This is a genomic window from Halogranum amylolyticum, assembly GCF_900110465.1.
Lineage (GTDB): Archaea > Halobacteriota > Halobacteria > Halobacteriales > Haloferacaceae > Halogranum > Halogranum amylolyticum.
In genome coordinates, this window is sequence record NZ_FODV01000040.1 from 1 (window position 1) to 19,745 (window position 19,745).

General features: G+C 67.8%; 19 protein-coding genes. 9 read left to right on the top strand and 10 right to left on the bottom strand.

The features are described 5' to 3' along the window. A partial coding sequence (locus BSG17_RS24930) for a TFIIB-type zinc ribbon-containing protein (protein ID WP_280141219.1) occupies positions 1-324 on the bottom strand: 324 nt, incomplete at its 3' end. Between the two features lie 463 nt (positions 325-787). Between BSG17_RS24930 and BSG17_RS24935 the strand changes: the two genes are divergently transcribed. Next, the gene (locus tag BSG17_RS24935; RefSeq protein ID WP_089828063.1) at positions 788-1,708 is read left to right on the top strand and encodes a hypothetical protein; all 921 of its coding nucleotides are present in this window, start codon (positions 788-790) and stop codon (positions 1,706-1,708) included. Between the two features lie 8 nt (positions 1,709-1,716). On the opposite strand, the gene BSG17_RS24940 is transcribed toward BSG17_RS24935, so the two are convergent. Then, complete coding sequence (locus BSG17_RS24940; protein ID WP_089828064.1) at positions 1,717-2,427, bottom strand: hypothetical protein; 711 nt, start codon at positions 2,425-2,427, stop codon at positions 1,717-1,719. A gap of 192 nt (positions 2,428-2,619) precedes the next feature. Then, positions 2,620-3,057, bottom strand: a complete 438-nt coding sequence (locus tag BSG17_RS24945) for a DUF7344 domain-containing protein (protein ID WP_139246815.1) — start codon at positions 3,055-3,057, stop codon at positions 2,620-2,622. 215 nt (positions 3,058-3,272) lie between these two features. Here BSG17_RS24945 and BSG17_RS24950 point away from each other — a divergent pair, with 215 nt between their 5' ends. Further along, positions 3,273-3,479: a hypothetical protein gene (locus BSG17_RS24950; protein WP_089828066.1), complete on the top strand. Its 207-nt coding sequence runs from the start codon at positions 3,273-3,275 to the stop codon at positions 3,477-3,479. Positions 3,480-3,669: 190 nt separating this feature from the next. Continuing rightward, positions 3,670-4,608, top strand: coding sequence for a DUF7094 domain-containing protein (locus tag BSG17_RS24955; protein ID WP_089828067.1), 939 nt, complete (start codon positions 3,670-3,672; stop codon positions 4,606-4,608). Positions 4,609-4,717: 109 nt separating this feature from the next. Here BSG17_RS24955 and BSG17_RS24960 read toward each other — a convergent pair whose 3' ends face one another. Genes BSG17_RS24960 through BSG17_RS24970 form a run of 3 tightly spaced genes read right to left on the bottom strand, consistent with a single transcriptional unit; the run spans position 4,718 to position 8,627 of the window. After that, a complete protein-coding gene (locus BSG17_RS24960; protein ID WP_089828068.1) occupies positions 4,718-6,547 on the bottom strand; it encodes a hypothetical protein in 1,830 nt (609 codons plus the stop codon). Continuing rightward, positions 6,544-7,479 (bottom strand): lysylphosphatidylglycerol synthase transmembrane domain-containing protein, encoded by a 936-nt coding sequence (locus BSG17_RS24965; RefSeq protein WP_170864959.1) that lies wholly within the window; start codon positions 7,477-7,479, stop codon positions 6,544-6,546. The genes BSG17_RS24960 and BSG17_RS24965 overlap by 4 nt, the downstream gene beginning before the upstream one ends. After that, positions 7,476-8,627, bottom strand: a complete 1,152-nt coding sequence (locus tag BSG17_RS24970; protein WP_089828070.1) for a polysaccharide pyruvyl transferase family protein — start codon at positions 8,625-8,627, stop codon at positions 7,476-7,478. The genes BSG17_RS24965 and BSG17_RS24970 overlap by 4 nt, the downstream gene beginning before the upstream one ends. 66 nt (positions 8,628-8,693) lie before the next feature. Between BSG17_RS24970 and BSG17_RS24975 the strand changes: the two genes are divergently transcribed. Further along, the gene (locus BSG17_RS24975; protein ID WP_244531716.1) at positions 8,694-9,869 is read left to right on the top strand and encodes a glycosyltransferase family 4 protein; all 1,176 of its coding nucleotides are present in this window, start codon (positions 8,694-8,696) and stop codon (positions 9,867-9,869) included. Here BSG17_RS24975 and BSG17_RS28415 read toward each other — a convergent pair. After that, the gene (locus BSG17_RS28415) at positions 9,866-11,071 is read right to left on the bottom strand and encodes a glycosyltransferase family 2 protein (RefSeq protein WP_089828072.1); all 1,206 of its coding nucleotides are present in this window, start codon (positions 11,069-11,071) and stop codon (positions 9,866-9,868) included. The two genes, BSG17_RS24975 and BSG17_RS28415, sit on opposite strands and share 4 nt — an antisense overlap. Before the next feature lie 442 nt (positions 11,072-11,513). Continuing rightward, complete coding sequence (locus BSG17_RS24985; protein ID WP_089828073.1) at positions 11,514-11,981, bottom strand: DUF6789 family protein; 468 nt, start codon at positions 11,979-11,981, stop codon at positions 11,514-11,516. A gap of 341 nt (positions 11,982-12,322) precedes the next feature. On the opposite strand from BSG17_RS24985, the gene BSG17_RS24990 reads away from it, so the two are divergent. The 5 genes from BSG17_RS24990 to BSG17_RS25010 all read left to right on the top strand — a co-directional run bounded on the left by BSG17_RS24990 (position 12,323) and on the right by BSG17_RS25010 (position 17,438). Continuing rightward, positions 12,323-13,888, top strand: coding sequence for a BGTF surface domain-containing protein (locus BSG17_RS24990; protein WP_089828079.1), 1,566 nt, complete (start codon positions 12,323-12,325; stop codon positions 13,886-13,888). 94 nt (positions 13,889-13,982) lie between these two features. Further along, positions 13,983-14,792, top strand: a complete 810-nt coding sequence (locus BSG17_RS24995) for a DUF4129 domain-containing protein (protein ID WP_089828074.1) — start codon at positions 13,983-13,985, stop codon at positions 14,790-14,792. A 2-nt stretch (positions 14,793-14,794) separates the two neighbouring features. After that, positions 14,795-15,460: a DUF7269 family protein gene (locus BSG17_RS25000; protein WP_089828075.1), complete on the top strand. Its 666-nt coding sequence runs from the start codon at positions 14,795-14,797 to the stop codon at positions 15,458-15,460. Continuing rightward, entirely contained in the window at positions 15,457-16,719 is a 1,263-nt protein-coding gene (locus tag BSG17_RS25005) for a DUF58 domain-containing protein (RefSeq protein ID WP_089828076.1), read from the top strand. The genes BSG17_RS25000 and BSG17_RS25005 overlap by 4 nt, the downstream gene beginning before the upstream one ends. Further along, on the top strand, positions 16,716-17,438 hold the full coding sequence (locus tag BSG17_RS25010; RefSeq protein ID WP_089828077.1) for a DUF7519 family protein: 723 nt from the start codon (positions 16,716-16,718) through the stop codon (positions 17,436-17,438). The genes BSG17_RS25005 and BSG17_RS25010 overlap by 4 nt, the downstream gene beginning before the upstream one ends. A 23-nt stretch (positions 17,439-17,461) precedes the next feature. Here the strand turns inward: BSG17_RS25010 and BSG17_RS25015 are convergent, their stop codons facing one another. Together BSG17_RS25015 and BSG17_RS25020 are read right to left on the bottom strand one after the other, a co-directional pair. Next, positions 17,462-18,571, bottom strand: a complete 1,110-nt coding sequence (locus BSG17_RS25015; RefSeq protein ID WP_139246817.1) for a hypothetical protein — start codon at positions 18,569-18,571, stop codon at positions 17,462-17,464. A gap of 194 nt (positions 18,572-18,765) precedes the next feature. Then, positions 18,766-19,745: PGF-CTERM sorting domain-containing protein (locus BSG17_RS25020; RefSeq protein WP_139246818.1), on the bottom strand; the 980-nt coding region annotated here is incomplete at its 5' end.

Consider the following 19,745-nt stretch of genomic DNA (forward strand, 5'->3'; position numbering starts at 1 on the left):
CGAGGAGAGAACGTGCCCCGACGAGTCCTGGTTCTTCCAGTCGATGGTCGTCGTCAGCCCCTTGTCGTGCATCGTCCGCGTGACCGGCGCGCCCACGCGTGACTTCGACTGTCGCTCCGAGTGGTCGAACGCCCGCCACTCGGGGCCGTGGTCGACGACGTTGTCGTCGACGACGAGTCCACAGTCGTCACACACGAGCTCGCCGCGATCCGGACTCCGGACGAGCGCTGTCGACTGGCACTCCGGACACTGGTTCTTCTCCGACGGTTCGGCCTCTGTCTCCCGCACTGTCCCTCGTTCGGCCGTGTTCTGATTTGCACCCATCGTCCTTCCCTTACTCTTATCCGGGAACACGTATCCTCAAGAAACGTGCATCTAGATGCCTAGAGTAGTGGTAACACGACACAATACTCAAGAAACCCGAACGATCTCGTCGCTCGCCACCGGACGAGCGACGGTGACGCTGACGTCACCGACGCAGTCACTGAGCTCCACTCGATAGCGACGGTGATCGACGGACCTCACAGACGAAACAGAACGTTTCCGGAGTCTGTTAAACCTGAATGACCGTTACATAGCTCCCACCGTTTCGTTCTCGAGGAGTAGACTGTCTATCCGAATAACAATATCATATCTAAGCCAACATTTATTTACTGCTGACCGCAGAACCGCCGACCATGTCTCACGATCGTCGAACGGGGGCGGACGGGCGGGCCGGTGACACCAGGAGAAACCGGTTGTTAACCCCTCCCACGCCCGGCGGATTCGAGGAGGTGACCGCCAGTAGATGACGGATCGGCGCGTCAGTCGACGGTCGCTCCTCTCGGCGGGTGCCGCGGCCGGACTCGCAGTCGTGGGGTCGGGGGCGCTCCGGACGGTCAGCACCGACCGGACCGGCCGGACCGATCGATCCGAGTCGGTCGGCGGCGACTGCTGTGGCGACTGTTCGTCTACCCAGGCAGACCTGCAGTCCGACGGCGTCGACGCGAGCGACGAGGGCGGCAACCACTGGCTGGCTTTCGGGTGGGCGAAACACCGAGAGGGGTTCGGGCGCTACGAGTCGACGCTGCGCGTCCCCTGCGTCCCCCCAGTTCACGACGAGCGGGTCGTCTTCTTCTACTTCCCGGCGTTCCAGAGCTACAGCGACGACAGCGACGACGCCGACGGCTACATCCTCCAGCCCGTGCTGGCGTGGAACTGGGGCGGCTCCGGCCGCTGGGAGATCGGCACCTGGAGCGGATCGTCGAGCCACGGGTTCGAACACTCGGAACTGGTCCCGGTCTCGCCGGGTGACCGACTCCGCGCGGTCATCCAGCGTCCGGACTCGCTGCCCGGTCGGTGGTATCTCGAGATGCGGAACCGGACGACCGGCGACGTGGCGGTCAGCCGCTCGCATCGACTCGACCAGCGGTTCAGATACGCGTATCTCACGCTGGAGGCCAACCGCCCCTACGACCCGAAGAACTGCGGCTTTCTCCCCGGCGGGACGACGTTCGACGGCATCACGCTCACCGACTGGCACGGCGACCGCATCTCTCCCGACTGGCACCGCCGGTACGACGACTCGTTCGACTGCGATCTCGCGGTCGACGTCCGCAGCGCCGATCGCGTCGCCATCGACACCGCGAGCGAGCAGCCCGGCGAGACGGGAAGGACGACCGACTGGCCCGCCGGAATCGATCTCCCGTCGTGGGTTCGGCAGTGGTAAAAAAGCGTTCAGAAGACGCGTCTCTCCTCGGAAACGACCGTCGACCCCTCGTCGGACTCGACGACCGTCTCGACCCTGATCGCACCGTCGTTCGAGCGGATCTGGAGGATCTCTCCGTACCCGACCTGCATGCGCTTCGTCGTCGTGTAGCGATCGCCGGCGTCGATCCGACCGACGCGGTCGGTGTCGGCCCACACGACCTCGTCGCCCGTGTACACCGTCGTGGACACGTCGACGTTCGTCAGTGCGGTCGACCCGTCGTTGTGGAGGTGGGCAGTCACGTCGCGGCACGTCGATCCGCAGGCCGCGATGCGACCGACGCGCAGCCGGACGTTCGGGTCCGTCTCGGCGTCGGGTCGAGCAGTGGGCGACTCGGCAGACGGCGCATCGAGCGCGACGGATTCGACCGACTTCGACGGCGTGGTAGTGGGTTCGAGGCTATCGGGGGCCGTCGAGTCGTCCTCGACGGACGTCGTGAGACGGTCGGTAGGCGTCGACTCGTCGTCGGGGAGTGTCGAGCGACTGTCCGGGGGCGTCGAGACCGAGACGTCCGCACTGTCGGCTGTCGTCGGAACGAGCCCGTATTCGAAACCGACAGTTCCGAGGAGGAGGACGACGACGAGAACGAAGACCGTGTGTGAGGGGTTCATGAGGGTGGTGAAGAGCGGCAGTGTCGGCGTCGGCGTCCGACTGGCGTTGTCGCTCTCGGATCGGGGCACGACGGGGATTCAGTCGTGCCACGTACCCGTACTTGCAGACACTCGCCTGTGACGACCGAAACCACGGCGCTGCCACGGTTGCGGTACGATGCCGAAACTACGTGTGTCGGTGCCATCGGATTCGAACGGTCGTCCGACGGGGACGTTCAGCGTGTGGTAAGACCTCTGCTGCGAGCAAATACTTTCTCCCGGTCAGGCCGCGACGCCGGCGACCAGCGCGAGCAGGAACCCCAGCACGACGCCGATGGTGACGAGCACGACGACGACCCTCGGGTCGAGGTGACGGAGACGGTCGAGCGGTGCGTCAGAGGGCTGTTGTTGGACGTACGGACCGAACCGGTACAACTCCGGACCGGGGGCGACGGTACCGGCGTCGGCGTCGTACTCGACGACACCCCGTTCGTCGAGTTTCGGCAAGTGGTTCTGCTGCAGCGAGACGTAGACGCTCTTGTAGATGTCGCTGGGGTCGGTGTCCTCGCGTTCGCTCGTCACCGCGGCGGTCTGGCGGGCGAGTTCGCTCAACATCACCGATTCGTTCTCGGACAACAGGATGTTTATGACGGCTCGACGCCGGCTGTTCCCGATGAGCCGGTAGACGTCGTTCTCGGTTAAGACTGGTTCTGAGGGCACTACTGTCGTCTCGTTGGTGTTCATTCGCGGGCTCTCTCCGTCGCCGGACGACGACGGACGTTTGATCGTCCTCTCATCGTGTGATAGACTCTCAGGGAATAAATCGTTGGCGGGGAACAAACAGGAGATTTCTCGGGGGGTCGTCGTCGGACGGACCGCTCGTCGCGCCCGGATAGAAAGTATATGCCGCTGCCGACACGATCTCGGTACGAGAGATGAATGCTGCGAATCGCGGTCGCTGGGTCGCTCCGGACGGCCGCGAGTGGTCCGACCTGCTGCTCCAACTCGCGCTCGACCGCGGCGAGTTCGAGCTGGTCATCCGGTCTGCGGAGGCGTACGTCGTCCGGACACGCGACGGGGAACACCTCCATCTCGTCTTCGTGTCGTACCAGACGGTCGACCAGGGCGAGAGTCGCCCGTGAGCGGCGTCGGCGACGAGACGCGACGACGAGGCGAGGAGAGCGGCGGTACTGCGCCGACGACACCACCTCAACATAGGTTTATTCTCACGGCGCACGTCCCTGCTAGTTGAATCTCGGCGAGGGGTTCGTCTCTCAGCAATCAGATCGTCTGAGAGGAGAGTGAACTCCGTCGCCAGCAGACACTCCACTCATGAACGTCGGGAGTCAGCAGCTAGCCGTCGTGGCGGTCGTCTTGATCACGCTCGTGAGCGGGGTCGCCGACGCCGGTGTCGCGGCCTCGCCGACCGAGCGGATCGACCGTCCCGTGGTGTCCGACCCGTCGACGACGAACGTCACTCGGACAAACGCGATCGCCGTCGGACCGAACGCAGCGGTCGGGCTGTCGCTTCGAGCGAACGAACTCGACGACCGACTCGCCACGCTGGCCCACAGAGAACGACTCGCCGCCACCACCGCAGAGAACGAGACGGCCGTACTGGCGGTCGAACTACGCGCGATACGACGCGCGACCAACCGCCTCGAGACTCGACAGACAGAGGTCCTCGAACAGCACGCCCGCCGCAACGCGACGACGAGAGATCTCGTCTTCGAGCTCGCCGCCGTCGACGCTTCGGCACGTCGACTGGAGAGCCGGCGCGACGCCGCCGTCGCCCGTCTCGACGACCTCTCGGCGGCGGGCGTCGACACGCGGGCGCTCCGCGCTGACCTGATGGCGCTTCAGGGACCCGTCCGGGCGCGGGTCGCCGCGATGGCGGTCGGGACGGTCGACGGGACGTCGGTCGGCGTCGAGACGACACGGGACAGCGTCGCGCTCGGCGTCCACGTCGACGACCGCACGGTCGTCGAACGCTACCGTGCGGACTATCTCGACGCCCCGACCGACGAACCGGCGACCATCGAAGGTGTCTCCGAACTCGTCGCGAGCAACTACCCCGCCGAGTGGGAGAACCGGACGGGGTACACGATCCGCCGTATCGACGCCGACTTGCTGTATGTTGAGGTGGAGTACACTGACGGTGTCGTCGTCGCGTACGTCGATCGAACGACGGGGCTCGTCTTCAAGGAGTTCCACTACGGTCCCCGTTCGAACGCCTCGGACCCGCTCGACCGTCTCCGACTCCGAGACTGACCGTTCTTCAGGGGGTTCTGCTGCGGTGGACGTTCCGTGACAACCGTACTGTTGTAACGGGCACACGTTCGGTCACGAACGGAGAGTCCGCCTCACAACAAAACGGCCGCTACGACTCGTTTTCGGCCGTTTCGTCGTCTCCGTCGGTGTCGGTCGACTCTCGTGACGTCTCTCCCGACGCCCGCACGGTTGCGCGGAGTTCTTCCCAGTCGATCGCTTCCCCGTCTGCCTCTCGGTCGCTCGTGGTCGCGGCCCGGTCGGCCGCCGGCGCGTCTGCTGCGGGTGGCGCGGGCCGCTCCGGCGGCGCGGCGAAGTCGACGACGACCAGCGCCTCGGTCTCGTAGACGCGGGCGCCGAGCGACCCGTACCGACTGGCGCGCCAGTTGTTGGGCGCGACGAGATAGCGGACGTCGTACTCGTCGACGACCGCCTCGGCGGCCGCGAGGTTCTCCGGCGTCGCCCCCTCCGTCCGCACCCGCTCGAGCGCGAGGAACGCCTCGCGTTCGGCGGCCTCTTCGGGGCGATACGAGCCGGAGGCCGGCGTCGGCGTCAGCCCGTCCTGGCCCGTCAGCGCCTTCACCCACGGGACGACGGCGAACGGGCCGGCGACGCGCCCCTCGAACGGTTGCTGGCCGTCGACCCACCGGACGACCTCCGAGACCGACTCCTGGTCGTCGATCGCGTAGTACGACCGTGCGTCGTCGTAGAACGACAGCGACGCCGCGAACGCCGGCGTGACGACGAGACAGAGCAGCACCGCCACCGCCGCACCCGTCGACGACACACCGGGGAGGCGTAGCTCCCACTCCGTCCCCGCAGTTCGCTGGACGAACAGTCTGGCGAGCGTGTCGACGTACACCGCGAAGACGACTACCATCGGCGCGGCGAGATAGTACGTGATGCGGGCGAGTTCGGTCCGAACCGAGGGGAGCACGGTGACGACCCCGGCGAGAACGATGCCGCCGACGAACCAGCCGAACGAGAGGCCGCCGACCGCCAGCGGCCCCAGTCGTCGCATCGCCGGTGACTCGTCGGTGGGTCTCGTCGCCTCGTCTTCGAGCGTCGCCCGAAGAAAGAGGACCGGCAGCCCCGCGACGGCGACGGCGAACGCGAGGAACATCGGCGGGTTTCGCAGCAGCATCTGCCAGATGACGGCGATGCTGTGTCCGCCCGTGCTCTCGGTGTACGTGACGAAGATGTCCCAGAGGCTCGCAACGTAGAGTAGGAACACCGTCGAGGGGATCGCGACGTCGGCGAACGTCCGCGTGAGCACCCCGCGGTCGCGCGTCGCGACGGCGAGTCCGAGGCCAGCACAGCCGAGCGTCGCGACGAAGACGGGCGAACTCGGCGGGTGGGCGAACAGACCGAGTGCGACGACGACGCCGAAGGCGACCCGGTCGCGCCGCGCTTCGGTCCGGCGGGCGCGGGCGAGCGCGCCGACGGCGAGCGTGAGCAGGCCGACGGCGACGAGGTTCGGGATGCCGCCCCACGAGATGAGATCGAAGTAGAGGTACTGGCCGAAGCTCACGGCTACGTACGACGCGAGCGCGACGCGCCGGGAGAACAGTTCCCGCGCGGTGACGTAAACCGCCGCCGTCGCGCCGAGATACGCGCCGAGCGTCCACAGTTTGGCCGCGAGGATGGGTGCGCCGACGACGACGAGCACGAGCGCCAAGAGGAGAATCGACACCGGGTGGGTGGCGAACTGCCCCGGCAGTTCCGACGCCGGCATCTGCAGCCCCGCGTAGTAGCGCGCCCGCAGCAGCCAGTGTTTCGAGTCGTTCGGCGGGAACGTCGACGCGAACAGTCGACTGCCGACGAGCACCGCGTTGAGGAGCGTCACCGCAGCGAGCGCGGCGATCGTCCGGTAGTCGCCGGACGTCGCGGTCCGTCCGAACAGGCGAGAGAACAGCCGGTTCGACAGTATCGGGCCGTTCACGCCGCCGTCACCTCCCGTCGACCGGAGAGATAGAGCGTTGCGCCGACGGCGGCGACGACCAGCGAGAGCCCGAAGTTGGTCACGCTGATCGCGAGCGCCGCCTCGGGCGGGACGCCGACGTAGCCGAGGAGGAAGACGTAGGCGCCCTCGCGGACGCCGAGTCCCTGCACGGAGATGGGGAGCGCCACCAGCACCGCGACGAGCGGCACCGTCGCCCAGAGGTAGGCGACCGGGACGGTCAGGTCGAGCGCGACGACGAGCGCCCACGTCGAGAGGACGGTGGCGGCGACGGTGCCGAGACTCGCCGCGGCGGCGGCGACGAACGATCCCGGCCGGTCGACGTAACCGGAGACGACCGCCCGTCCGGCGGTCGTGACTCCCGAGGTCGGCACGCGGTCGACGACGACCGCGCCGGCGAACGCCCCGATCGCCCCGACCAGGAGCACCGCGCCGGCGAGTCGAAGCCCTTCCAGTGCGGACGCCGGGAGGTCGACGGCGAGACTCGCGACCGACGCGACGGCGACGAGCGCGCCCGCGTACAGCGCCTTCTCGGCGACGACCGCCGCGGTCGGCGTCGCCAGCGCGTCGCGCCGCGTCTCCGCCTCGCGCTGGGTCTGGTAGACCCGAGTGGCGTCGCCGACGACGGTCCCCGGGCCGACGAGCGTGAAGAAGCGGCTGACGAGATAGAGCCGGAAGAGCGACCCGAACCCCCGTTTCCGCCCCTCGAACGGCGCGAGCAACGACCGCCAGGCGAGCGTGCTCGCGGCGACGCCGAGGAACTGCAGCGCCAGCGCCACGACGACCCACGACGGGCGGAAGCGACCGGCGGTGTCGACGAGCGTCGCTACGTCGAGCGACCGGACGACGACCGCGAGCAGGGTGACGGTGACGACGACCCGAGCGACGACCGAGAGGCGGTGGCGGGTCGTCACAGGGCGTCGCCCTCCGCCTCGGTCCCGATCTGTCCGGCCGTCCGGCCGGGACGAGTAGTCACCCGGTCGAGACCGTCGAGCAGCGTCGGACCACTGACGTCGGCGAGCGAGACGCCGCGGTCGGCGTGCCCGAGCGCGTCGAGTAACGACTGTACTTTGGTGGCGTAGGAGACCGCGACGAACGGCGTCTCGGCGACGTGGGCGAACAACATCGCGTGTAGTCGCGTCGCGACGAGCGCGTCGCAGGCGGCGACGACGTCGAGCAGGTCGGACGCCGTCGCGACCGGCAGCACCGTCCCGCTGCACCGGGCGGCGAGGGCGACGCAGACCCGCTGGTCGCGCTCGACCGGTTCCGTAGGATGTCGACAGAACGGGAGGTAGACGAGTTGCCAACCGCGGTCGGCGTACGTCTCGGCGACCGCACGGTAGGCGTCGAACAGGCGGTCGGTCGCCGCCGGATCGGCGACGCGGCGGGCCGCGATCGCGAGGACGGGCCGGTCCGGATCGACTCCGGCGTCGGCGAGTATCGCTCGACCGTGGGCGGGCGACGCCGACAGCCACGTCGCCGGATCGTCCACGAGGCGGACGTCCGAGACCCCCCAGCGCGTCAGCGTGTCGAGACTCGCCGGGTCGCGGACGGTGACCGAGTCCGAGCGTCGCAGGGCGGCGACGAGCGGGCGGACGACCCGCTCCGGCGTCGAGTCGTAGACGCCGACTGCGGTCCAGTGGACCGGTCTCCCGAGCGCGAGCGCCGCGAGGGCGAAAAGCGGGAGTTTCGTCGCGTAGGGACCCATGTACCGCGAGAAGATGCCGCCGCCGCCGATCACGACGGCGTCGACGGCGAGCAGGTGACGGAGGAGTCTCGTCGGTGTCGGGCGGACCGCTCGGAGGTCGACTCCCGCCGGGGGTTCGGTCGCGTGGTCCGCGACGGTCGCCTCGGGGTCGTGGGAGACGACGGTGAGCGTCGTCACCGTCGGCGGGAGCGCCGACAGCAACCCGCGGAGGATCGCCTCGTCGCCGAGGTTGCCGGCACCGTAGCCGCCGACGAGGAGGACGTGGCCGTCGACGGTGGGGAACTGGGGGCCGGTGTTCGTACCGTCGACGCTGACCGTCTCTGACGCGGTGGCTCGAAGGGAAGTGTCTGACATTGCGGACCGTTCTCTTCCGTTACGACGTGTGAGAACTGCATAAACTTGTGGGCGAGCCAACGGGTTATGGGCGTCGCCGACGTAGGTGGAGGGAAGATGCGCATCGCCTACGTCTACGACGCAGTCCACCCGTGGGTCACGGGTGGCATCCAGCGACGGGTAGCCGAGCTCGGGCAGCGACTCGGGGACGAACACGACGTCCACTGGTTCGGAACCCACTCGTGGGACGGGCCGGCCGTCGTCGAACGCGACGGCGTCACGCTCCACGGAGTTGCCCCGCCAACGCCGCTGTACGTCGACGACGGCCGTCGGTCGGTCCGGCAGGCGCTGTCGTTCACGTGCCACCTCGCACGGCCGCTGGCCGCCGAACGGTTCGACGTCGTCGACTTCCAGGAGTTCCCGTACTTGCCCGCCCTCCCCTGTAAACTCGCGACGCTCCGCCACGGGACGCCGCTCGTCGTCACCTGGCACGAGGTGTGGGGAGACTACTGGGACGAGTACCTCGGCGTCGCCGGCACCGCCGGGAAACTCGCCGAGCGAGGCGTCGGCGCGCTCGCTGACGCCCACGTCGCCGTCTCACCGCTCACCCGGCGACGCGTCGCCGCGCTCACCGGTGACCCCGTCGATCTCGTCCCGAACGGGATCGACCTCGACGCGATCCGGGCGGTACCGCCCGCGAGCGACCGCTACGACGTGGTGTACGCGGGGCGACTCATCCCGGAGAAGAACGTCGCGCTGCTGGTTCGGGCGGTCGCCCGCCTCGCGGCCGACGATCCCGACGTCCGGTGTCGCATCGTCGGCGACGGCCCCGAGCGAGGGCGGATCGAACGACTCGTCGCAACGCTCGGCCTCGAGGAACAGATCGAACTGAGCGGGTTCCTCCCAGAGATCGAGGACGTCTACGGGCTGATGAAAGCTGCCGACGTGTTCGCGCTCCCCTCGCGACGCGAGGGGTTCGGCATCAGTGTGCTGGAGGCGCAGGCCTGCGGGACGCCCGTCGTCACCGTCGCCGAACGGATGAACGCCGCGGCCGACCTCGTCGACGACGGCACGACCGGCGTCGTCGCCGACTCCTCGCCGGCAGCGTTCGCGGCGGCGCTGGAGTCGGCGAGAGGTCTCTCTGCGAGAGCGTGTATCGACGCGGCGTCGGCGTACGACTGGGACGTCGTCGCAGAGCGGACGCTCGCGGGGTACGAACGAGCAGTCGAAGGCGAGACGGTACAGCCGCGACGAGTGGCCTAGCGCCGTTCGAGTGCGGCGACGAACAGCGAGACGGAGACGATGTAGCCGCCGAGCGCGAGCAGGGTCAACCCGACGAGTCCCGCCGCCGACAGCGTCGTCGGCGCGGTCACGAGCGTGAGCGTGGGGACGAGGCCGACGGCGGCGAGCGTCCCGCCGGCGACGAGTCCCCGTTCGACGGTGAACGTGCGACCGAGCCACTGCATCACCCACCCGTTCGGCGCTCGGATCGGTCGTCCGGCGGCCCGGACGACGAACGCCATCCCGACGAGGTGGACGCCGCCGAGCAACAGCGTACTGCCCACGAGCACGGTCGCGAGCGTCGCGAGCGGGGCGGCGACACTTGCGAGACCGAATCCGAGCAAGAGGACGCCGAGGGCCACACAGGCGGATCCGGGGGTCGCAAAGAGCGCGCCGGGCGCGTTGACCAGCATGAACTTCACGTGTCGCCAGCCGTCGCGGAAACTCGCGAGCGTCGCCTCGCCCTTGCGGACGTGGTAGGTGATGGGCACCTCGACGATGTGGAGCCCTTTCGCCGTCGCCTCCATGATCATCTCGCTGGCGAACTCCATCCCCTCCGAGCGGAGGTCGAGCCTCTCGAGTGCGTCGCGGGTGAGGATGCGAAACCCGCTGTGGGCGTCGGAGACGTCGCTCCGGTAGAGCAGGTTCAACACGGCCGTCAGCCCCGGGTTACCGAGGTACTGGTGGAGCGGCGGCATCGCACCGGGGAGGATCCGTCCCGCGAACCGACTGCCGAGCACCATGTCGGCGTCCTCGCGCTGGAGCGCGTCGAGGAGCCGCGGAATCTCCGTGAAGTCGTAGGTCGTGTCGGCGTCGCCGATGACGATGTACTCGCCGCGGGCGTGCCGGAACGCGTAGCGGTAGGCGTAGCCGTAGCCCCGACGGTCGGGGGTGACGACCCGCGCACCGAGCGCGCGGGCGATCTCCGGCGTCGCGTCAGTCGAGCTGTCGCTGACGAGGATCTCGCCCGGGACGCCGAGCGCCTCGAACGCCGCGGTCGCATTCGCGATGCAGTCGGCGATGCCGTCGGCCTCGTTCATCGTCGGCATGACGAGCGTCACGACCGGGTCGTCGGGCGTCGCCGTGGTCGGTACGTCGGGTTGCTGTACTGACGTGGGCGTAGCGGTCGCCACGCTCACGTCGTTCTCTCGGATCGCTTCGAGACTCTCCTGTGTTGCTGCCATCGTTAACTCCTCCGAATCGGCGCTCAGTTGTTTGCACCTATCGCTGCGGGCATACGTCGGAAGACGGGTGTACCGACTGCTCGATACGGGGACCCGAGCGTACCTCTACTGACAACGTGCTGCAGATAAATAGTCGGAGTATCCTTTCGACGAGTTCACGTCTCCCGGCCGACGCCGTCGACGGCGACAAAATCGAGTAAACTGTCTCGATTCGACGGACGCGTCTCGCCTCCCGTCTCCCGGTTTGGCTGTGACTACCCTTCCGTCCGTCACGGGAGGCGTCGGCGGTCCGAGAACACTCGGGTTTTCGGTGAGGTTTACGCGGGCGGACGGCCGACTACACGGACGAAAACGGACTGTTTTCTCGATAGTTCGGTCGCGTCCGACACACCGATAACAAAAGAGGTCTCACGTCCGTGTCTCCCACCCGCGGGCGGACGCCTCAGCGGTTGAGGACGAGGGGGTAGGCCGCGCCGAGCGCGATACCGTACACCAGATGTGCGACGAGACTCATCGGGTTGAAGTTCGGCAGCGCCGGTGCGCCCGCGAACCCGACCGCGCCGAGCCACACGGGCATCACGAGCGCCGCCAGCACGACCCACAGCACGACGCCGTAGACCGCACCCAGTGCGGTACTCCGTCCGATCGACGACGAGTACTGCGGGAGCGCCTTCGCGAGCGCCGCGAAGGCGACGCCGAGTACCGCCGAGTTGGACATGTGGATGACCCACCCGGCGACGCCGCCGGAGAGTCCCCACAGCGCCGGAATCGCGCTCTGGATGACGGGGGTCATCAGCACCGAGAGCAGGACACCCATCAGCGCACCCCCGAACAGACCGCCGACGACGCCGGCCTGCCACGCTCTCCCTTCGACACCCGTCTCTACTGCAGTCTCAGTAACTGACGACATAGCAAGGTACAGTTTCGCACACAAGGGCAAAACTATTGCTGGGGACTGTCCGCTCGAAAGAACGTCTGAGGCGACTGTCTCGGGATCGGACGTCGAACGCTCGAACGCCTCCATACACGTGATGTATATAAACCAACAAGACTGTACAGAGACGTCCAACATACGTGTTAACTAGTCATAATACTCACAGAGACTTACAAAAAGTACTTATAACACAGGGACAGGTTTGCGAGTGGACAGACCTCCCGAATCGCCTCCGTCGCGAATCGTGTGCGAGACATGACCACACAGTCGGCGCAGGAGTCGGTTGGCACGGACTCGGGAGGACGATAGAGGCACACATGACAACACCACACCAAACTACCCGGGCAGTCGGCCTCACCGTACTCCTCGTCCTCTCGGTCGTCGGGGGGTCCATCGCGTTCAGCGGTGTCGTCGCCGCGGAGGAACACGGGAACGCCACGCTGCCGGCGGACAGTCTCACCGAACACCGCGGCGACGTCGTCCCCATCGACGTCGCGTTGAACAACACCACGACCGCCTACGTCTCGGTGACGTACGAGGGCGAGTACGGTGTCCTCGTCGAGGTCGTCGACGGCGACGAGGACGGCCACGTCGGCCTCGAACTCAACACCCACTACGCCCGCGTCAACGACGTCACGGCCGGCGTCGGGCTGACGGAGGCGAGTGCGGCCGCCGGCGACGAGTACAGCGTCGTCGACGTCACCACACCGTCGGAGGCGAGCGCCGAACCGCTGCCGACCGGGAGCTACGACGTCGCCGTCGGCGTCGAACTCGGCGAGGACGGCGACGCGCTCGCCGAGGAGCAGGACACGATGACGGTGACGCTCGAAGAGGGCAGCGTCGATCGGATGCGGATCTGGACCGCTCCGTACGACCCACTCGCGTTCGACACGCGCGAACAGTTCGTCGAGGAAGTCGGACTGGAAGCTCTCGGCTCGTACGTCACCGAGACCGATCGCATCGCTAGCGGCGACTACGTCGTCGTCCAGGTGGACGCCTCCGGCATCTACGGGCAGGTGGACTCCCGCCACGACCTCACTGGCGTCGACGAGATGGGCGAGGAGAGCGGTATTCGCCTCTGGATCGAAGAAGTGAACCCGAGTGCAACGAGCGAGGAGATGCGGCACGTCGACCTGACGAGTCGGGACAACACGCTCGCCGTCGACAGCGCCAACGACACGATGTTCCTCCTCGTGAACACCCACACCGACGCGTTCGAGCCCGACACGGTCTACCGGGCGACGTTCGAACTCAACGAGACGAACGCACTGCTGTCCGACGACAACCCCGACGAGACGAAACGCGAGACGGTCTCCGAGACGTTTGCCATCGTCGACCGTCGAGCCACCATCGAGACCGACGGCAAGTTCTCGCGGACCGCGAGCACTACCCTCCGAGGGACGACGACCGCAGCACCCGGAAGTCAGCTGACGGTGGAACTCAACAGCTCCGGCACCGACGCGCTCCCGGCGACGAAGACGGTCACCGTGAGTGACGACGGCACGTTCAGTACGTCGTTCGATCTCACCGGCGTCCCCATCGGGACGAACGTGACCGCGTCGGTCATCTGGAACGACGCGGTGATCGGCGACACGTCCGGCGTCGTCGTTCAGCAGATCGAGGGCGATCCGGGAGAGACGACAGCCGAACCCACCGACGGCTCGACGTCCGAGCAGACGACGGAGTCAACAGCCGACTCGACGCCCGAACCGACGCCCGAACCCACGACGACCGACTCGACCGTCGGAGATCGCGACAGCAGTGGTGACGACACCGCCACCACCGGCGGCGAGTCGGGCGCGGCCTCGCCCGGGTTCGGCGTCGTCGCCACGGTCGTCGCACTGCTCGGTGCCGCACTGCTCGCGGCCCGGAGGCGACAGTAACCGGGGAAACAACCTGTTAGGACGATAGTTGATAGACACTACTTATAACGGCGGAGACCCGACATGACCTGTGAACCACGGAGGGCGTGAGTAGATGAGATGGGAACGTCTGGCCGACGTCGGCCTCGCCGTCGCGCTGGTGTTCGCCTTCGGCGTGAGCGCCGCGGCGATGGACTCGGCGGTCACAACCGACCCTAACGACGTCATCAACCTCGACACGAATCTGCTCCCGATCGGCTCCGACCAGTTCGGCGAACTGAAACAGGAGGTGGTCGAACCTACCACCGAGACGGGTGACAGAGTGCAACGACGCTCCGGGAGCGGAGAGTCGGGCCAGCAAGTCGAACAGGAGCAAGCCGGTTCGGGCGAGGCCACGATCCAATCGGGCGGAGAGAGCGACACGCAGACCGGCACGACGTCCGAGATAGACTGGTTACAGTGGCTGCTTCGGCATCTCCTCCAGATAGCACTGCTCTTGCTCGGTGTGGTCGGTGCCGTCGTGACCGGTGTCCTCGCCGGCCGGAACCGCGACCGACTCCGCGAACTGTTCGAGACGCTGCTCGCGCGACTCGGACTCGCCGGTACCGGCGAGGAGACGGAGACGGACGCGGACCTGGACGCGTCGACGCGGTCGGAGTGTTCGAACGAGGTCGCTCGTGCGTGGTACGAGATGGTCTGCTGTCTGGGTCTCGACGGCGAGCGCTCGAAGACGCCCGACGAGTGTGCCGCACGGGCCGTCGACGCCGGCTACGACCCCGAGGCGGTCCGAACCGTCACCGAGGCGTTCCAGTCCGTCCGCTACGGTGGCCACCCCGTGACCGAGGACCTCGTCGCACAGGCGCGTGCCGCCGCCGAGCACATCCGTGAACGACACCAGCAACGCCAACGCGGACAGGAGTCGTAACCATGCAACGACGAACACTCACGCGAATCACCGTCGGAACCATCGGTCTGCTCGCCCTCGGCGTGGCGCTGACGTCGACGGTTCCGACCGGCGCACTGGACGGCGTCGTCGCAGCCGCCGGCAACGACTATTTGGTCGTCGCAGGCGTCGCAGCCGTCGGACTCGTCGCCGCGTTCGGGCGGTTCTACGCGGGACGAGCGTCGAACATCGAACAGGCGACCATGCCCGACCCGGAACGACCGGTGACGGTGCGTCCGCTCGGCGACGAGTTCGACGAGACGCTGTCGAACCCGCGGCTCCACGTCCCGCTCGTCGGGCGCACAGTCCGACGACAACTCCACACGGACCTGCGTGACGTCGCGGTCAGAACCCTCTGTCGGGTCGGCCACTGCAGTCGGGCGGAGGCGCTCGCCCACCTCGAACGGGGCGACTGGACCACCGACGACGACGCCGCGGCGTTTCTCCGCGAGGACGACCCGCCGACGCCGTCGCTGACGACCGAACTCGCGTCGCTCCTCCGCGGCGATCCGTGGTTCCGCCAGCAGGCCTGCTGTACGGCCGAGGCACTGCTCACGTTCGCGGAGACGAGTGCGGACGAGAACGGGAGACGGAGCGAGCACGCCGAACTGACCGAGCGCGTGAGTGCGCCGTCAGGTGGTGACAGATGACGGACCACGAGACGAACCGCTGGCGAGGTGTCAGTGGACTCGCCTTGCTCGCCGGTACTGTCGGGCTGCTCGCCGCCCGCCCCTCCTTGCTCCTCTTGGGTGTCGTCGGCGTCGTCTTCGCGGTGTACCCGCGAGTGCTCTCGCCGCCGACGCCCGAGCTCGAACTGGACCGCCGACTCGACGACCCGACGCCCGGGTTCGGCGAGGACGTCGAGGTGACGGTCAGTCTCACGAACGTCGGCGCGAAACCGCTCTTCGACCTGCGGGTCGTCGACGGCGTTCCGGCCACGCTGACGGTCACGGACGGCTCCGCCCGGTACGGGACGGCGCTCAGACCGGGTGAGACGGTACGGTTCAGCTACAGCGTCGAGGCGACCCACGGGACGCACGCGTTCGAACCGATGACCGTCGTCGCGCGGGACCCCAGCGGCGCGTACGAAGTCGAGACGAGCGTCCTCGAGGAGAGCGAACTCACCTGTCGGGCGCTCCCGGCTGACGCCCACCTCCGACGACACACCATCGACTGTATCGGGAGGATCGCCACCCAGCGGGGGGGACCCGGTATCGAGTTCCACAGCAGTCGCGAGTACCGCCACGGCGACCCGCTCTCGCAGTTCGACTGGAAGCGGTACGCCCGGACGCGGGAGGAGACCACCATCGAGTATCGGGTCGAACAGGCGGCCCGCATCGTGCTCCTCGTCGACGCGCGGGCGGTCGCGTACCGCGCACCGCCGGAGAAACCCCACGGCGTCGCCTACAGCGTCGCCGCGGCCGAGGACCTGTTGGAGGGACTGCTCGACGCCCACAACGACGTGGGCCTCGCGGCGTTCGGCTGTGACTCCTGTTGGTTCCCCCCGGGACGGGGGCCACAACACCGAGTCCGGGCGCGACGATACCTCCTGAGCCACGAGTCGTTCGGCGCGACGCCGCACGACTCGGCGGACGAACCGCCGCTGGACGAGCAGGTCGACCAGTTGCTCGGCCGCATCGACGCGGGGACGCAGGTACTGCTCCTGTCGCCGCTGTGCGGCCCCGATATCAGCCGTGCCGCCCGGACGCTCGAGGTGTACGGCCACCACGTCACCGTCGTCAGCCCAGACGTCACAAGCGACGAGACGGTCGGCCAGCGACTCGCGGCGTTCGACCGCCAGAACTGTATCGCCGACCTCCGGTCGGTCGGCATCCCCGTCGTCGAGTGGCGACCGTCGACGCCGCTGGCGACGGCGCTCTCGGCGTCGACGCCGGGGGTGAGATCGTGAGCACTCCGACGTCGGGCGTCCACGTCAACCACCGTCCGGCCCGCCTCAGCGGTACAGCGGCGGTCCTCCTCGGAGTGGTCGCTCTCGCCGCAGTCGCGGTCCTCGGCGAACTCGACAGTTCGGAAATCGTGTGGGCGACGCTGTTCGTCGAAGGTGTGGGGATCGGCCTACTCGCACTCGGCAGAGGTCTCCGAACCGACGGGAAGCGCACACTCGGACTCACGCTCACGGCCGGCGGCCTGCTGGTCGTCCTGGTCGCGTTCGGACTGGCCGTCACCGAACCGCGTCAGATGGGAGTCAAACTGTGGCTGCTCGTCGGGACGGTCGCCGCGTTCCTCGTCGCCGTCGCCGTCGTGCCGGTCGTCGACCGGCGCTCGCGGCAACTGCTCAAGGTCGGGTCCGTCCTCCTCTTCTTCAGCGTCCTGCTCGGCGGTCTCGTCGCGCTCGGACCGCTGTCGACGCTGCTCGTCGGTGCGGTCGCGGCGCTCCTCGTGTGGGACCTCGGCGAGAACGCCGTCGCCGTCGGCGAGCAACTCGGGCGGAACGCACCGACGAGGCGCCTCGAACTGACGCATCTGGCGGCCAGCCTCCTCGTCGGCGGCGTCGCCGTCATCGCCGGCCTCCTCGTCAGCGACGTCGGGACCACGGAGCTCTCGTTCCCCTCGTTCGTCGTGCTCGTGGTCGCGGTGGTGCTGTTCGGCGTCGCGCTCCGGAACTGAGCGGGGTGCGGTGCGACCCGGAACTACGTTCGCTTCTCGCGCAGACCGACGAGCGTGAGCGCAGCCACGGCGAGCGCACCGAGTGCGACGAGCAGGCCGAGGCCGGGCGACTGCGTCTCGGTCGTGGTCGGTTCGGGAGTCGGTTCAGCTGTTGGTGCTGGCTCTGATCCGGCGACGGTCGTCGTCTGCGTCGGCGTCGCCGACGCAGTCGACGTCGCGTCGGTGGTCGTGGTCGGCGCTGCCGTCGCCGTCGTCGTGGCCGTGCTCGGCGTACTGGCCGCGACGACCGTCACGTCGACACGGGCAGACTGTTCACCGTCGTCGGCTTCGACCGTGTACGTCCCGGGGAGTGCGTCGCTCGGCACGGCGAGTTCGACCTCCCAGACGCCGTCGGTCTCCCAGTCGTCGATAGTGGTGACGTCGAACTGGTCCCCGTCGGGAGCCTCTCCTATCACCTCGATCAGCAGGCCGCTCGGGCGACGGTTCGTCACGCCGCGGACGACCACCGTCTCGCCGGCCGGAATCGGTTGAACACCCGACGCCTGTCGGTCACTCGCCGGGACGACGTCGGTGATGCGGACGTCGCCCTCCGTCAGGACGAACGGGGTCTCGACGACGACGTCGTCCGATCCGTCGCCGTTCGCCGTCGTTTCGAGCAGGACCTCCCGCACCTGGTCCTGGGTGAGGTCGCGGTCACCCAGGTCGTTCGCGTAGTCGACGAGGTCGTCGGCGGAGTCCGGCCCGTCGCCCGGCGTGCCGAACGTCTCGTCGCTCCCCGACGAGAGCACGACGCCGTCGACGAACCCTTCTTCGATCTCGCCGACGTCGATCGTCGCAGAGAACTGGTCACCAGTGACCGGAAGCGCCGAGGTGACGACGGTTCCGCGGCTTCCGATGAAGACGACGACGACGTCACCGCCCGACGACGATCCCGATACCCTGATGACGCCGTCCTCGACGGCGATCTGCCCGTTGTACGTCTCGACCGACGCCGAGAAGCCGTCTTGGGAGTCCGTCTGTGCGGCAAACGGGGAGACGCTTGCCGCCGTGGCGAGCGAAACGGGTCCTCCGGCTGTCGCTCCGACGAGAAGGAGCGTGAGTAGCACTGCTCTGCTTTGACGTGTCTCTCTCATAGTGTAGGTTCCTCGTCTCGATACGCTGTGACGACCGGCGGCCGGTTCGGCGCAGGGACCACACAGTCTCGCGGTGGACGTCGTCGCTGTCGGACGGGGTTATCGTACTAGATAGCCAGCAACCAACAAATACGTTCGCCAGTCAGAAGGACACGGTCTGATTTCGCGGAAAAAACGGAACCGAGCGGCGTCGCTCAGCGGCGACGAGCCGCCAGCAGGGCCGCTGCGAGCAGTGCGAAGATGGCGACGACGAGTCCGAAGCCGGGCGACTCGGTCTCGGTCGTCGTGGGCTCCGGAGACGGCTCGGGCGTCGGCGTCGGCTCTTCCGTCGTCGGCTGGGCCGTCTCCGTCGCAGTTTCGGTCGTCTCTTCGGGCGTTTCTTCGCCAGGCGTTTCGGTCTCCTCTTCGCGCTGTTCGACGATCTCGATCGTCTCGGTGGTGATGGTCTCACCGTCGTCGGCGCGGAGCGTGTAGGTGCCGGGTTCTGCGTCCGAGGGCACTGCGATGCTCGTCGACCACATGCCGTCGGTGCCCCAGTCATCGGCGACGCCGACGTCGAAGCTCTCGGCGGTCGGGCCGCGGATCATCTCGAGGACGATGGTGTTGTCGTCGGGGCGGAGATTCGTCACGCCCTCGATCGCCATCGTCTCACCCAGTCCGACCGGCTGGACACCGCTGACGTTGTCGCCCGCGCCCTCTGCGTAGACGTTGCGGATGACCGTGTCGGCGTCCGTGAACTCGAACTCGGTCTCGACGAGGAGGTCGTCGCTCCCTTCGTCCTCGATGGACGCCTGTCGGATGAGCTCGATCGCCTGGTCCTGCGTCAGACCACGCTCTTCGAGGTCGTTCAGGAAGGTCGTGAACTCGCCGACGGAGCGCTGGGTCTCGCCACCGAAGACGTTGTCACGGGCGGGGCTGATGATGAAGCCACGCACGTTGCCCTCTTCGATGAGACCGTCTGCGTCCGACAGCACGCTGTCTTCGTTGTCGAAGACGTCGTCGTCGTCGACGGTGTCGCGGTTGACGATGACGCTACCGCGGTCGCCGACGAAGACGACCACGACTTCTTCGGCACCGGGGGCGACACCACTCACGTTGATGGTGCCGTCCTCGACAGCGACCTGTCCGTTGTAGGTCACCATCTGGCCGTCGAGCGCCTGGTCAGTGACGCGGA

Bases quoted from the DNA above. Each gene is read 5' to 3' on its own strand.
- BSG17_RS24935 (WP_089828063.1), top strand. From the start codon at position 788: ATGACGGATCGGCGCGTCAGTCGACGGTCGCTCCTCTCGGCGGGTGCC.
- BSG17_RS24950 (WP_089828066.1), top strand. From the start codon at position 3,273: ATGAATGCTGCGAATCGCGGTCGCTGGGTCGCTCCGGACGGCCGCGAG.
- BSG17_RS24955 (WP_089828067.1), top strand. From the start codon at position 3,670: ATGAACGTCGGGAGTCAGCAGCTAGCCGTCGTGGCGGTCGTCTTGATC.
- BSG17_RS24970 (WP_089828070.1), bottom strand. From the start codon at position 8,627: ATGTCAGACACTTCCCTTCGAGCCACCGCGTCAGAGACGGTCAGCGTC.
- BSG17_RS24975 (WP_244531716.1), top strand. From the start codon at position 8,694: ATGGGCGTCGCCGACGTAGGTGGAGGGAAGATGCGCATCGCCTACGTC.
- BSG17_RS28415 (WP_089828072.1), bottom strand. From the start codon at position 11,071: ATGGCAGCAACACAGGAGAGTCTCGAAGCGATCCGAGAGAACGACGTG.
- BSG17_RS24985 (WP_089828073.1), bottom strand. From the start codon at position 11,981: ATGTCGTCAGTTACTGAGACTGCAGTAGAGACGGGTGTCGAAGGGAGA.
- BSG17_RS24990 (WP_089828079.1), top strand. From the start codon at position 12,323: ATGACAACACCACACCAAACTACCCGGGCAGTCGGCCTCACCGTACTC.
- BSG17_RS24995 (WP_089828074.1), top strand. From the start codon at position 13,983: ATGAGATGGGAACGTCTGGCCGACGTCGGCCTCGCCGTCGCGCTGGTG.
- BSG17_RS25000 (WP_089828075.1), top strand. From the start codon at position 14,795: ATGCAACGACGAACACTCACGCGAATCACCGTCGGAACCATCGGTCTG.
- BSG17_RS25005 (WP_089828076.1), top strand. From the start codon at position 15,457: ATGACGGACCACGAGACGAACCGCTGGCGAGGTGTCAGTGGACTCGCC.
- BSG17_RS25015 (WP_139246817.1), bottom strand. From the start codon at position 18,571: ATGAGAGAGACACGTCAAAGCAGAGCAGTGCTACTCACGCTCCTTCTC.